Below are 13898 nucleotides of genomic sequence, written 5' to 3'. Positions count from 1 at the left end.
GACGACTCCTCGGGGAAACGAACGGGATCTCGGGATGGGCCCGTGCAGGCCCGGGGGCGAGGGGCTAGCCGGTGAGCGTGCTGGCCATGGCGGTCCGCAGGAGTGGCATGAGGCAGCGGCCATCGCTCAAAGTGATGGGTCTCGGCTCGTCGAGTGCCCAGGGCCAGGTGTCCCAGTGCGAGCCACCCGCGGGCGGGAGCGTGATGCGGCCACACGGACCGGACTCCACACGGACGCCGGCCACTCCGATCAGGGGAGCAGCGGTGCCCAGTGCGACGAGCAGCACCTTCTCGCCTGTCCCGTACGCGAGGGAGGGTACGGGAGCGGGGTCCGGGCCACGCCGATCGGCCAGGACCAAGAGGTCCGACCCAAGGGCGGCGGGCACGATCACTGCGTCGAACGCGGAGCAGGCCGTCTGCAGTTCGAGACAATCAGGGGTTTCCTGTACGAGTGCGAGGGCGCGGTGGGCGGAGACGATGTCGCTCCCCACGATCAGCGGCCAGGCCAGGACGTCCTCGTAGGCGGACATCAGGGCTGGGACATTCCGGCTGATTGGGGGCCAGCGAGAAGCCCGAAGCAGGGTCATGGTGCGTCTCCTCCAACTGCTGCTGGTGCGTCGACCTGGTTTGGGGCCGCGTGGGGGAAGCCGGTCGGCATCGGGAAGCGGGGGGTGCCCAGGGCGCGGAGGCACACCCGGTTCCCGGTGAAGGCGGCGCGCGCGTGGAGCCATCGGGAGTTGTCGATCAGGTAGCCCTGGCCCGCTTCGAGGGTGAGCCGCACTTGTACGGCGTCGATGGCCTGTCTGAGCTGGGGGAGGTACCCCCTGACGAGGGGGCTGAATGCGGCAAGGGAGTCTTGCCGTAGCCGGATCGAAGCTCGTTGGCCGGGGTGTCTGGTGAAGACCTGTGACGGGTGGCCCCCGCCGTCTCCGTAGAAGGCGGTGTTGGGGAGGGCGAATGCCTCCAGGGCCGCGGGGAAGTGTTTGGCGAGGTACCCGTGGATAGCTTGGCCGTCGGTCAGGATCACGTCGCCGCCGGTGGTTGCCGGGCGGTGGCACACCAAGAGCATCAGCCGCGGCGGACTGGGCTCGCTGGACCGCTCGGTATGAGTCAGGAGTTCACCGTTGCCCAGTCCGCCCAGGCCCGGCTGCAGGGACCGGTGGCCGATGTCCCGGATGGTGGTGAGTTCGTCCGAGTCGCTGTCGCGATGGGCTGCCAACCTCATCACGCGCTGCGCGAAGGCGAGTACAGCAGTGCGAGTCGTCAGGCCCTCGATGGTGGCCAGGCCCTGGCTCTGGAGCCGGGAGGCTATGCCACGGGTCTGCTCCGGAAGAGGTCGGGTCATGCGGTGTGCATCGAACAGGCTGAGCGTCGGCATCGACGTGCTCCTCGTGCGGTGGGCGGTGCGTCCAGGGTCGGGACAGGCGGCCAGATACGTAAAGCGACAGGTTGTCGACTCGGACATACCCGACAGGCTGAGTCGCGGCCGCGAGCGCGGTGCTACGTTCCGAAGGACAACCCCGCCACCACTTCTCCGGGACGGTCGATGTACAAGCCCTCGCTGTGGCCCGTATCCGTTAAGGGCGTTGCTCTCGACTCGAAGGACCGGGTACTGCTGCTCAAAAACGAAAGGTCCGAGTGGGAACTCCCGGGAGGCCGCTTGGAGATTGGAGCTCAAGGAGGTGGTTCGGCACCCGCGGACGACAGCCCCGCCAAGGCTCTGGAACGTGAGATCGCAGAAGAGACCGGCTGGGATGTCACCGCCGGCGTCGAGCTGACTGGCGGCACCTGGATCTACGAGCCGCTCCCCGGCCGTCGCGTCCTGATCGTCACCTATGGCTGCACGGTCCTGACCCCAGACCGTGACCCGGCCCTGAGTCACGAACACAAGGAGATCGGCCTGTTCCACCGCTCCGAAGTCGACGCCTTGAACATGCCCGCCGGCTACAAGCAGTCGATCACTGCCTGGTACGGACATCCGCAGAGGTAACCCGCCATGGACACCCCGCAGAAGACTGGCGAGTCCCCGCGACGATCGCCCCGGCTTGTCTCCTGGCATTGGGCGACGCCTGAAGCCCAGGCCATCCTCGCCACCCGGAACCTGTCCGCGATCCTGAGGTACCACCGGCGTGTCCACGGTGACAGCCAGACCCAGACCGGTGAACTCCTCGGCTACGACAAGACGTACGTCTCCGCCCTGGAACTCGGGAAACGGCACCTGCACGACGTAGGCAGTCTGCGCCATGTCGCCGAACGCCTCTCGCTGCCCCCGCACGTGCTCGGCGTCACCGACCCCGCCGACGCGGACCACCGCGCGATGCTCCAGTTCGGCCAGTCCACTGTCCGTCTCGCCGAGATCGCCCGCCAGTCCGGGCACGCCACCGAAGCCGTCGCGGAACTCTGGCCGCTCGTCGCCCGGCTCGAAGCCCGAGCCCGCGACGGGAACACCGAACGAGAGGTCCTGCGTCTCCTCGCCCACGCCCGCCTGGGTCTGGGCACGGCTCTCGGCAACGTGCTGCCGGAGGAGCGCCTCGCCACCGCCGCCCACTGGACAGCGCAGAGCCTGGACGTCGTGCGCATCTTCGACGATCCGGTGCTCACAACCACGGCTCTCCGCATGCACGGAAACGAGCTGCGAAAGTCGGGCCTGGTCGGCGCTGCCGTCCACCGCCTTGTTCATGCCGCGGCGGTCGCCCCGAACCTGACCGAGCGCGCGGCCGTCCTGCCGCTCCTTGCCCGAGCCGCCGGATCCCTCGGCAACCAGGCCCTCTTCGACCGCACGATCGCGGAGGCACACCAGCTCCTTGACGAGGTGGACCACACGAGCCTCGTCAACCCCACGGCCCTCTACGAGATCCATCTGCGGGGCCTCATCGCCACCGGCAGGACAGACGACGCGATACGACGTGCCGAAATCGCCGCTCCTACCTCGACCATCTCGATTGCGCCCCAGTGGCGCGTCATCGAGCTCATCACCACCGGCCGTGTCCGACTCCTGGCCGGAGACCAGCGCGGCGCCACCGAACTGCTCGTGGGCGCCGTACGTGAAGCGCGCGCCCAACGCCTCCCACACCAGCTCCAGCGCGCCCTGCGCGCCGCTGGCGATGCTCTCCCCGATGCCCGTGAATCCGCAGAACAGGCACTGGCCCAACTGCGCACGGAGATGGCCGCATAGAGAAGTCGAGCCACGGTGGCCTTGGGGTCCACCGGTCGCACGGTTCGAAGGATCTCTTCTGCACATCGAGCGACCCCTCCATTCCGTGGATTGGGCTTCTGAGCCCATGTGACTCAGGCGGTAGGTAAGAATCGCCACGGCCTACGTGGGCCTCAACCGGCGTACCCGCCGGATCCGGCGCATGCGGCGACAGATTTTGCGAATCCCACGGATTCTCCGGCGCATCCGCCGGAGAATCGGGGGATCCCCGAGGTGCTGCTGGGCAGCGCCCTCTGATCGGAGCCCACGTGACGACACCCGCGCCTCCTCACCGGCCAAGTTGCGCGCGCGCTATCCGTGTCCGCGAGGAGAAGGTCAGCCGGTCCCATCACGACATCGCCGACCTGATCCACCAGCACTGCGGAGTCTCGCGTCTCCGGGCCTACCGCCTGACCCTCGGCAAGACGCTGGCCGTCGCTGGTCGAGAGGTCCGCGCCCTGGCTCTAGACCACGACCCCGAAGGACCACGAGTCGAAGGCGACCAGTTGAGCTCCTGGGAAACTGGCGGCCGCGAACCACGAAGGGCCGTCGTCTCCGTGCTGTGCGCGTACTACGGTGCCACGCCACGCGCCCTCGGTCTTTCCGGCGAGCCGCCGTCCGCCGGCCCCACCGAGGAGGCACTGCTCCCAGTACCTGCCGTTGCGAGCCCCTCGTCACTGGCAGACCGCGTTGATGCCGCACGACGGTCGACGAACTCGGCCCTCGCGGCGGGCACGGTCGCGGGCGGGCAGATCGACCTCCTGGACGAGCGACTCCTACTCCTCCGGAGGCAGTACCTGTACACGCCTCCAGAAGCCATGCTGACGCAGCTACTGGAGGAGCTCGACGATGTCGAGGCACTGGTGCGAGAACGGCAGACAACCTCCGTACACGTCCGCCTGACCGAGATGACCGCCCTCTTGGCCACGCTGATCGCCGACTCCCTCATGAAACTCGGAGACCTGCGCCGCAGTGGCGTCTGGTACGAGACCGCCCGATTCGCCGCGGAAGAGAGCGGCAACTTGGACCTACGCGCGCGCGTCCGGGCGCAGGCCGCGATGCTGCCGTACTACTACGGCCCTCTCGACACCGCCATCACGCTCGCCCGAGAGGCAAGACTCCTGACCCGGGGCCGGCCGACCGCAACAGCAGCATTCGCCACGATGGCGGAGGCGAGGGCACTGGCCCAGATCGGCGGCGGCGCCCAAGCTGAGCTTCGGCTCCGAGAAGCGGCGTCGATCTACGAGCGCCTTGCCACCGGGGCCGATGACGACGCTTTCGCCTTTCCCCGGCGCCGGTACCTGCTCTACCTCAGCGGCACGTACACCGCCCTGGGCCGAAGCGCTGCCGCGATGAAGACCCAAAGCGAAGCCATCGCCCTCTACCCGGTCATGACGGGGATTGACCCAACCCTCCTGCGGCTGGAGACAGCCATCTGCCTGGCCAGAGACCGCAGCGGGACCGAGGCCTGTCAGTTGGCCACAGCCGTCTTTCTCCAGGTTCCAGAAGAGCACCGGACCTCCATCATCAGCGCGCGAGCACGCGGCGTCATCGAGAGTCTGCCAGGGCCGAACGGGAGGACGCGTGCGGCCATGGAGCTGCGTGAACTTCTGGCTAGCCCCAGCGGACCGAAGTGACAGCTGGGCCTATCGTCAGACAGATTGACCCCATGACTGCACTGCCGACAGCACCCGGCGGCTACACCGAAGCGGACATGCGAAGCATCCTGCACCAGGCTTGCGCGACGGTCGGCCTGGACGCCGAGGGCGCCCGTGTCCTCCGAGGGCACACGAATGCCGTCCTGCGCCTATCCCGCCATCCCGTCGTTGCCAAGATCGCCCGAATCGGCACCGCGCCCGAAGCCGTCGAGCGTACGGTGTGTTTCACTCGCTGGCTGATGGACACAGGGTTCCCCACAGTGTCTCTTCTCGAATGCGACCAGCCGGTCCTCGTCGACCGGCAGCACTCGGTGACGTTCTGGGACTACCTGCCCCAGTTGGGAGCCTCCGTGGCCGCGGAGCAACTGGCCAAACCGCTCCAGATGCTCCACACCCTCGACCTTCCCCCTTTCGACCTCCCGGAGCACGACAACGTACGCGCGATCCGGCGATCCATCTCGGCCACCACGACGCTGCCGCCCGCCGATCTCCGTTTCCTGTCCTCCCGCGTTGATCAGCTTGAGGAGGCCCTCGGCGAGGTCGTCTTCGAGTGCCAGCCGAGCGTCATCCAAGGGGACCCGCAGCACCGCAACGCCCTCCACGCGGCCGGCGGATCGGTGGTTCTGTGCGACTGGGACACGGTGGCGATCGGACAACCTGAATGGGACCTCGTCACGGTCGAGGTCCACTCACGCCGATTCGGGTACGGCAGGCCGCACTACGACGATTTCGCCGCAGCGTACGGATTCGACGTGACGAAGTGGTCAGGCTATGCAACGCTCCGTGACCTCCGAGAGCTCCGCATGATTACGACCAACGCGCGGAAGAGCGGTCACACGCCCGGCAGCATCGACGAAGTCGAGCGGCGGGTCCGCGCCCTCAGGCGAGGCGAGGCGGACCTCGGGTGGCGGATCCTGTGACGGAACACGGGCTTGATGCATGAGCTACCCGAGCTTGGAACGATGCTAAGAGCTCGTAACAGGATCTTGCTGAAGTGGTCGGGTCGGCCGTGACCGGTGTGACGATTCGACCGTTCGGGAGTGTGTGAGTACTCGCCGGTGGATCGTGGACGATGACTTGTGGTTGCTGATCGAGCCGTTGCTGCCGCCTTGGCCGGAGCGGTCGCCAGGGCCGCGGCCGGTGCCGGACCGGCTGTGCCTGCAGGGGATCCTGTACGTGCTCTGCAACGACATCGCCTGGCAACTGCTCCCGCTGGAGCTGGGGTTCGGCTCCGGGCAGACCTGCTGGCGCAGGCTGGAGCGATGGCAGCAGGCCGGGGTCTTCGACCAGCTCCACCGCGTCCTGCTCGCCGAGCTGAATGCGGCCGGCGAGCTCGATTGGTCCCGGGCCTGTGTGGATGGCTCCCACAACCGCGCGAAAAAGGGGGCGCCGACACCGGTCCGTCGCCGGTCGACCGGCGGAAAACAGGCAGCAAACACCACCTGATCTGCGACGGACGCGGCACTCCACTCAAGGTCATCACCACCGCGGCCAACGTTAACGACGTCACCCAGACCCTCGCCCTGGTCGACGGCATTCCGCCCGTCGCGGGCAGGCCCGGCCGGCCCCGCCGGCGCCCCGAAGCCCTGCTCGGAGACAAGGGCTACGACTCGAACCCGAACCGGGAAGAACTGCGGAAACGCCGGATCCTGCCCGTGATCTCCCGCAAGGGATGTCCGAACATCAAGGACATGGGCAAGCTCCGCTACGTCGTGGAGCAAACCTTCGCCCTGCTCCACCAGTTCAAACGACTCGCCACCCGATGGGAACGCCGCACCGAACTCCACGACGCCTTCGTCTCCCTTGCCTGCAGCCTCATCTGCTGGCGCCGGCTGAAGAAGGCTCGCTCATGATCCTGTTACGAGCTCTAAGCCTTGGCGCCCCTGCGCCACTCGACTAGCTAGCCCGCTCCCAAACTTGATACCGGTCAGTGTGGAGCCGACACGCAGTACCTTCCATGCCAGGGCGAAATCCGCAGGCCGGCCGGTGCCCGTCGACCGTCCGGGAAATGGCTGGACTCGGTGACCTCGTACAGAGCCGAGGTGCCCCGGACGTGTCGGGCCTGGTGGCTCGTGCTCAGAAGCTCCGCCCAAGAGGTGGCGGAAGTAACAGCAGGCTGATCGCTTGGGATTCCCAAGGAGCCCTCGGGTCCAACGCCGGGGATGCTCCTCCAGATAGCCGCGGACCTGTGGATCGCCTCGACCCACCAGGACGGAGCCCTCGGGCCCACGGGTATTGGTCGGGACAGCTGCAGCGGCGGGCGTCGATTCGAGGCCGTTCTCCGAGAGAGCAGGTTGGCGGCTCGGAGGTGGGCCACATCGCACGTCTTGCTGCGGGGCTGCAGTGCCGAATGCGTGGCGTCCCGGTGGCTGCGAGTCCCGCTCGCGGCCTTGGTGGAGGCGAGCGCATCGCGTGCCGAGGCGGGCCGTCCGTGTGCTATTTCGCCGATAGACGCAGCTGGCCCAGTGACTGGTCCCCAGTCGATTCTTCGGTCCGCATGAGCTGGCTTTCCTGTCGTGCACGGGTTGGGTTGAAATTGGATTCGCTCACGGCAGACGCTAATCGTGCCCAGATGACTGGCACCTTCCCTTCGGGCATGTCAACGTACAACACCCCGTAAGACCCCATCTCCACAAGGTCGCATGAAATCCGTGATGTTCCTGTCGCCTCGTGGCGCGGCGACTCAGCTGCCGATCCAAGGAAGCGCCCTGACGAAGCCCTTTTTGCTTACATTTGCTCTAACCTCCCCACTCCTCTTCGTGCTCGGATCCGCATCCGCGGTGATCGGCCAACATCGCCACGATCATCTCTCCGTCGCCACGGCTCTATGCCTGTGCGTGTCCTTGGCGGGCCTCATCGGTTGGGAACTCAGCGAAGTCGGTTATCGACGCGACCCAGCCGTGTTTCTCCATATCGCCGCCTACCCCCGAGTGACGCCGGAGCAGATCGCCCGGGCCTTGGGGATCGCCGACAAGGTCGTGGCGGCCAGCCTGGTCCGCCTGGTGGAGGGCGGTGCCCTCGTCCGCGTGGGCGAGAGCACCTCCGCGGAGGGTAACTACAGGCTGGCTAGCTGTCATCGGCCAGCCCGTTCTGCTGCACCGAAAGCGATGTATAGCCGATGATCCCCGGTCAGCCAAACCGGGGATTCTCCGGACCATTGAAGTAGTTCGCAGGCTGTGCTTGGCGGTGGAGCCGCGCGGACGCAGTGGGGTAAGCCGTGTGGACCCTGAGGGTCGATCGGTGGACCGCCTCCTGCTGCCCCGATCCACGCTGCTGGCCTGATGAGCCGGCCCCGAGCGCATCTTGCAAGGAATACCCCGTGTGCCGATCCGCGATACGCCATGCCCTGATTCCACCCCCCCGATCCGAGTCGATGGACAGGCGTCGGCGCAGTACAGCACACGAGGGGAGGGACATCTCTGACCGTTGGATGTGCTGGCCGGTCGCGGTACCTGGCTGTGTGCGTTTGCGGAGAGTGGACCGGAGGGCCATCCACGAAGTTGTATACGGCGGAGATGCGTAAGAGGCACCGCACCGCGCAGGCCTGACCTGCAGTTTGCGGTGGTGGAGCGCGGGCGACGCCATTTCGGCGGGATCGATGAGGCGGGGCGAGTATCACGCGATCCGTGAATTCGGAAATCCCGGATCCTCCGGATCATTGGATCTGTTCGCAGCGGCTGTGCTTGGCGGTGGAGCTGCGCGGATGGAGATCGGCGGCTAACAGGCACAGAAGTGCCGGCAGCAGGGCTGTAGTCACGACCGAACTGTTGCCCGGAGGTCGTAGTGCAGACAGCTCTCTCGTGGGGTTTCCATCTGTCGCTCCAGCCCTCACAAGGAATAATTCACGAGCCGATCTGCGATATCGAATGCCCTTTTCCAGGATCCGCGAGGTGCCCGGGTAGAGACAGTCCTACCCATGTCACTCCACATGGAGGCGCGCGGTCGCTGGGTACGTCCGCCGGTGTCGGCAGCGGGCAAGCGCGAATTGCCGGACAAGCTCATGGTCGGTGAGGTCAGCGACGACTTGAGAGTCGCGAAGTCCAGCTTCTTCGACTGGTACCCAAAGGGGAGCACCTTGGCGGTCATTCAGTGAGTCGCCGTGAACGCGGAGAGCGGCCACGTCCCGACTCCGAGTTCCATGGACCGATACCGCTGTGGGCTTGATCGAGATCGTCACCACTTCAATCCCCAACACGTTCTCTGAGAAGAAGGAAGTCCAGCATTGGCCCGTCCCCCTGCGCTCAAACTCGCCGAGGTGCTTGCGGAGATCCGTATGAGTCCTTCCGCGTTCTATCGACTGCGTGCTCGCGACCAGGCGCCGCGCATGATCAAGCTGCCGAACGGTGAACTTCGCTGTCGTCGTGTCGACCTGGATGCCTGGTGGGATGCGTGTGAGAAGGACACTCCGAATTGGCGATGAGCTACAACGTCCGGTTTTGGGACATACGCGAACGGCCCGAGCGCCGGAAGCCGTTCATGGTCCGTTGGACAGTCAGCGGTCGCGAGAAGTCCGAGTCCTTCATGACCAAGGGGCTTGCGGATAGCCGGCACGCGAAGCTGATGACAGCGGCTCGCGATGGCGAGCCGTTCGACGAGCAGACTGGTCTGCCGGCTTCGGAGCTGCGGGCGATCAAGCTGCGCACCACGTGGTACGACCTGGCCCATGAGTACATCGACCAGCGTTGGGACCGAACCCCTGGGAACACCCGCCGTACGCTGGCGGATGCCCTCGCCACGATTACGCCTGCCTTTGTAGACCGCGGGGTTGCCTTCTCTGAACCGCGGGTGCTTCGCCGGGCGCTGTACTCGTGGGCATTCAACAAGAGGGAATGGGAGGAGGAGCCGTGCGGGGAGTGGCAGTCAGCCATCGACTGGATGAAGAAGAACTCGCTTCCTCTCAGTGCGCTGACAGAGGCCGACGTGCTGCGTCGGGGTTTGGACGCCATGGCCCGCAAAGTGGACGGCAAGGCTGCCGCGGCCTCGACCACGCGGCGCAAGCGGGCAGCGGTCAGTGAGGTGCTGGGAACCGCGGTTGAGAGGGGCTACTTCGCCCAGAACCCGCTTGCCGGGGTCAGGTGGTCCCCTCCGCCGGTCGATGATGAAGTCGACCCGGCATCTGTTCCGAATCCCAACCAGGTGGCCCAGCTGCTCGCCGCGGTGGCCGCGGGTCGGGGGAGAGGGCCACACGTCGAAGCCTTCTTCGGCTGCCTGTACTACGCGGCGATGCGACCGGGGGAGGCCATCCACCTTCAGCGGTCCCAGTGCCATCTCCCAAAGATGGGCTGGGGGATGCTCAACCTGACAGGTGGAGTCGTTGCATCGGGAAAGGCATGGACTGACAGCGGGGAGGTGCACGAGATCCACTCCCTGAAACGTCGTGCTGCCACCGCGACGCGCGCTGTCCCCATTCCTCCGGCGTTCGTGCGGATACTCCGCAGGCACATCGACCGGTTCGGAGTGGCTCCGGACGGTCGGCTCTTTCGCAACGCGGCGGGGAACTATCTCGATGCTGCCGCCTATGGCGTGACATGGAAGCGGGCGCGTGAGTACGTCCTGACCCCGAACGAGCTCTCCACACGTCTTGCGAAGCGGCCGTACGACCTCAGGCATGCGGGGATCTCGTTCTGGCTCCACTCTGGCGTCGATCCGGCCGAGTGCGCGCGGCGTGCCGGGCAGAGCATCGAGGTTCTCTTCCGCCACTACGCCAAGTTCCTCGCCGGAGTCCAGGAGCACTCCAACCTGCTCATCGAGCAGTCCATGAAGGAGTGGGACAAGCGCGCTGGTGAGGCTCCCGAAGAGGGTTGATCACCGGATTCTGGTCCGCGACTGGTCCGGAACCGCTGGTCAGGGATGGGATACCAGTGGGATGAACTGGGATAGGGCACACAATCCGGGCTGCATTGCGGTGGGCTGACAAGGAAGGCGCCTGACATGGGAAACCCCAGGTCAGGCGCCCTTTTTCGCGCCTCTAGAAGAAGCCCTGCTTGTTCGGAGAGTAGGACACCAGCAGATTCTTCGTCTGCTGGTAGTGGTCCAGCATCATCTTGTGGGTCTCGCGGCCCACGCCCGACTGCTTGTAGCCGCCGAAGGCCGCGTGGGCGGGGTACGCGTGGTAGGAGTTCTGCCAGACACGGCCCGCCTGGATCGCCCGGCCCGCGCGGTAGGCGGTGTTCACGTCGCGCGTCCACACGCCGGCGCCCAGGCCGTAGGGGGTGTCGTTGGCGATCCGGATCGCGTCCTCGAAGTCCTGGAAGGAGGTCACCGACACCACCGGGCCGAAGATCTCCTCCTGGAAGACCCGCATGCGGTTGTTGCCCTCGAAGATGGTCGGCTGTACGTAGTACCCACCGGCCAATTCCCCGCCCGGCTCGATGCGCTGACCGCCCGTCAGGATCTTCGCGCCCTCCTGCTGCCCGATCTCCAGGTAGGACAGGACCTTCTTGAGCTGCTCCTCCGAGGCCTGGGCGCCGATCATCGTGTCCGTGTCCAACGGGTGCCCGGGGACGATCAGTTCGGTCCGGGCGATGGCCGCGTCCAGGAAGTCCGCGTAGCGGCCGCGCTCGATGAGGGCGCGCGACGGGCACGTGCACACTTCGCCCTGGTTGAGGGCGAACATCGCGAAGCCCTCCAGCGCCTTGTCGCGCAGCTCGTCGTCGACGGTCCAGATGTCGTCGAAGAAGATGTTCGGGCTCTTGCCGCCCAGCTCCAGCGAGACCGGCTTCAGGTTCTCGGCCGCGTACCGCATGATCAGGCGGCCCGTGGAGGTCTCGCCGGTGAAGGCGATCTTCGCCACGCGCGGGCTGGAGGCGAGCGGTTTGCCGGCCTCCTCGCCGAAGCCGTTCACGATGTTGACCACGCCCGGCGGCAGCAGGTCCGCGACCAGGCTCAGCCAGTAGTGCACCGAAGCCGGGGTCTGCTCCGCGGGCTTGAGTACCACCGTGTTCCCCGCGGCCAGGGCCGGCGCCAGCTTCCACACCGCCATCAGGATGGGGAAGTTCCACGGGATGATCTGGGCGATCACGCCGAGCGGCTCGTGGAAGTGGTAGGCCACCGTGTCGTCGTCGAGCTCGCTGAGCGTGCCCTCCTGGGCCCGTACCGCACCAGCGAAGTACCGGAAGTGGTCGATGGCCAGCGGAATGTCCGCCGCCAGGGTCTCGCGCACCGGTTTGCCGTTCTCCCAGGTCTCCGCGACCGCCAGCGCCTGGAGGTTCTGCTCCATCCGGTCCGCGATGCGCAGCAGGACCAGGGAGCGGTCGGCGGGGGAGGTGCGGCCCCAGGCTGGCGCCGCCGCGTGCGCCGCGTCCAGCGCCCGCTCCACGTCGGCCGCCGTACCGCGCGCGACCTCGGTGAAAGGCTGCCCGTTGACCGGGGACGGGTTGGCGAAGTACTGGCCGAGCGCCGGCTCGACGTACTCGCCGCCGATGAAGTGGTCGTAGCGGGACGCGTACGACATGAGCGCCCCCTCGGTACCGGGCGCAGCGTAGCGAGCCATGGACGTCCTCCCCTTTGTCGGGCGCCGTACCGGACCGGACGGCGCTCGGGAGGAGGCTAGGAGCGCGCAGGTTGCGGATACGTTGCGCCCGCGCCCGCGCCGGTGCGGGACGGTCGGGGAACCGGGCGTACGCCGCCCAGCTCGGCGTCGAGCGCGCGCAGCCGGGCCAGCGCCACCGGGCGCCCCTCCCGCGGCAGCGCGGCGGCCAGTGCCCGCCACGCCGCCGGATCGTCCTCGCCCCACGGGCTGCACACCCAGTCGGCCAGCAGTCCCGCATCCGCGCGGGCGATCACCGCCGCCCGCGCCTGGTCCTCGATCCGGCGCCGCAGCCGAACGATGCCGGGCGCCCGTGAACCGGGCAGCAGGGGGCCCGGGTACCCGCCGAGGGCGGCGGAAACGGCTCCCGAGGCCAGCAGCCGGATCGCGGTGGTGAAGTCCGCCTCCAGTGGCGAGGCCGTCCGGTACGGGCGCGACAGCAGGGCGCGCGGACCCAGGAGGGAGCGCAGCCGCGACATTTCGGCGCGCAGGGTCACCGGCGCGACCCGCTCGTCCTCGTACAGGGCGATCGACAGCTCCTCGCCCGACAGCCCCTCGGGGTGATGGGCCAGCAGCGCCACGATCTCGCTGTGCCGGTGCCCCAGCCGCACCGTGCGCCCACCGGTCATCAGCAGCGCCTCGTCCCGCCCCAGCGCGGTCAAGGAGTCCGCGGCGCCGGCCCCGTACGCCGAGGTCGGGGGAGTCGCGGGGTACGCCGTGCCCGTCACGCGGGCCACCGTGCCCGTCGCCGAGGCCACCGCACCCGCCGCACCCGCGGCATCCCCCGGATCGAGCAGCGCGAGCTGCGCCTCGGCGGCCCGGGCCACCGCCTGTACGAACGCCAGTGAATGCGGGTGCGCGAGCCCGTCGCCGCCCGTGATGTCCACCGCGCCCAACAGCCGCCCGGTCCGGGGATGCCGCACCGGCGCCGCCGCGCACGTCCAGGGGTGCACGTGCCTGCTGAAGTGCTCCGCCCCGAAGACCTGCACCGGTTCCCCGACGGCCACCGCCGTCCCCGGGGCGTTCGTCCCCATCGCCGACTCCGACCAGCGCGCACCGGGTACGAACCCCAGCCCGCGCGCCCGGTCCAAGGTCGCGCTCTCGCCCTCGACCCACAGCAGCGTCCCCCGGGCGTCGCACACCGCCAACAGGTGGGCCCCGTGCGCCGCGAACGCCCCCACCAGCTCGCGGAACACCGGCATCACCCGCGCCAGTGGATGCACCTCCCGGTAGGCGCGCAGCTCCGGCTCCGCCAGCTCGACCCGGGCCGTGCACTCCGGGCTGACCCGGGCCCGCGCGCAGCGCCGCCAGGACTTCGCGATCACCGCCCGCACCGGCGCCTCGACCCGCCCGTCCACCGTGAACGCCTCGTGCGCGCGCCGCAGTTCCCGACCCCGCTCGACCGGATCGGCCCCGCCCGGCAACGCGACCGAAGGATCGCCCATGTGTCAGCCTCCCGGGATGTGGCGGTACCTGGCGCCCCATCGTCGTACCGGCCCCCACCTCCGGCAAGCCGTACG

13 protein-coding genes are annotated in these 13898 nt (G+C 67.8%); 9 read left to right on the top strand and 4 right to left on the bottom strand.

Annotated elements, in window-relative coordinates; translation table 11 throughout:
- Positions 1-64: 64 nt before the first annotated feature.
- Positions 65-529, bottom strand: a complete 465-nt coding sequence (locus ACIBEA_RS06590; protein ID WP_399258653.1) for a hypothetical protein — start codon at positions 527-529, stop codon at positions 65-67.
- 53 nt (positions 530-582) lie between these two features.
- Positions 583-1377, bottom strand: a complete 795-nt coding sequence (locus ACIBEA_RS06585) for a TauD/TfdA family dioxygenase (protein WP_399258651.1) — start codon at positions 1375-1377, stop codon at positions 583-585.
- A gap of 168 nt (positions 1378-1545) precedes the next feature.
- Between ACIBEA_RS06585 and ACIBEA_RS06580 the strand changes: the two genes are divergently transcribed.
- From ACIBEA_RS06580 to ACIBEA_RS06540, 9 genes are all read left to right on the top strand, one after another.
- Positions 1546-1989, top strand: a complete 444-nt coding sequence (locus ACIBEA_RS06580) for an NUDIX domain-containing protein (RefSeq protein ID WP_399258649.1) — start codon at positions 1546-1548, stop codon at positions 1987-1989.
- Between the two features lie 6 nt (positions 1990-1995).
- Positions 1996-3174, top strand: a complete 1179-nt coding sequence (locus ACIBEA_RS06575; RefSeq protein ID WP_399258647.1) for an XRE family transcriptional regulator — start codon at positions 1996-1998, stop codon at positions 3172-3174.
- 287 nt (positions 3175-3461) lie between these two features.
- Positions 3462-4829, top strand: coding sequence for a helix-turn-helix domain-containing protein (locus ACIBEA_RS06570; RefSeq protein ID WP_399258645.1), 1368 nt, complete (start codon positions 3462-3464; stop codon positions 4827-4829).
- A 32-nt stretch (positions 4830-4861) separates the two neighbouring features.
- Entirely contained in the window at positions 4862-5770 is a 909-nt protein-coding gene (locus ACIBEA_RS06565) for a phosphotransferase family protein (protein ID WP_399258643.1), read from the top strand.
- A 124-nt stretch (positions 5771-5894) separates the two neighbouring features.
- Positions 5895-6703 (top strand): IS5 family transposase gene (locus tag ACIBEA_RS06560; protein WP_399258641.1). Its coding sequence is split into 2 segments (ribosomal slippage): positions 5895-6212 and positions 6215-6703, totalling 807 coding nucleotides; the frame shifts between segments, so codons are not numbered across the junction.
- Between the two features lie 789 nt (positions 6704-7492).
- Positions 7493-7972 (top strand): hypothetical protein, encoded by a 480-nt coding sequence (locus tag ACIBEA_RS06555; RefSeq protein ID WP_399258639.1) that lies wholly within the window; start codon positions 7493-7495, stop codon positions 7970-7972.
- 794 nt (positions 7973-8766) lie between these two features.
- Positions 8767-8943, top strand: a complete 177-nt coding sequence (locus ACIBEA_RS06550) for a hypothetical protein (protein WP_399258637.1) — start codon at positions 8767-8769, stop codon at positions 8941-8943.
- 129 nt (positions 8944-9072) lie between these two features.
- Positions 9073-9270 (top strand): helix-turn-helix transcriptional regulator, encoded by a 198-nt coding sequence (locus ACIBEA_RS06545; protein ID WP_399258635.1) that lies wholly within the window; start codon positions 9073-9075, stop codon positions 9268-9270.
- Positions 9267-10655 (top strand): tyrosine-type recombinase/integrase, encoded by a 1389-nt coding sequence (locus tag ACIBEA_RS06540; RefSeq protein WP_399258633.1) that lies wholly within the window; start codon positions 9267-9269, stop codon positions 10653-10655. The genes ACIBEA_RS06545 and ACIBEA_RS06540 overlap by 4 nt, the downstream gene beginning before the upstream one ends.
- 163 nt (positions 10656-10818) lie before the next feature.
- Here the strand turns inward: ACIBEA_RS06540 and ACIBEA_RS06535 are convergent, their stop codons facing one another.
- Together ACIBEA_RS06535 and ACIBEA_RS06530 are read right to left on the bottom strand one after the other, a co-directional pair.
- On the bottom strand, positions 10819-12342 hold the full coding sequence (locus ACIBEA_RS06535) for an aldehyde dehydrogenase family protein (RefSeq protein WP_399258631.1): 1524 nt from the start codon (positions 12340-12342) through the stop codon (positions 10819-10821).
- Positions 12343-12398: 56 nt separating this feature from the next.
- Entirely contained in the window at positions 12399-13823 is a 1425-nt protein-coding gene (locus ACIBEA_RS06530; protein WP_399258629.1) for a GAF domain-containing protein, read from the bottom strand.
- Positions 13824-13898: the final 75 nt, after the last annotated feature.

The sequence above is a fragment of the Streptomyces sp. NPDC051555 genome (genome assembly GCF_044454405.1).
GTDB lineage: Bacteria > Actinomycetota > Actinomycetes > Streptomycetales > Streptomycetaceae > Streptomyces.
This window is presented reverse-complemented; position numbering and strand designations above follow the sequence as displayed.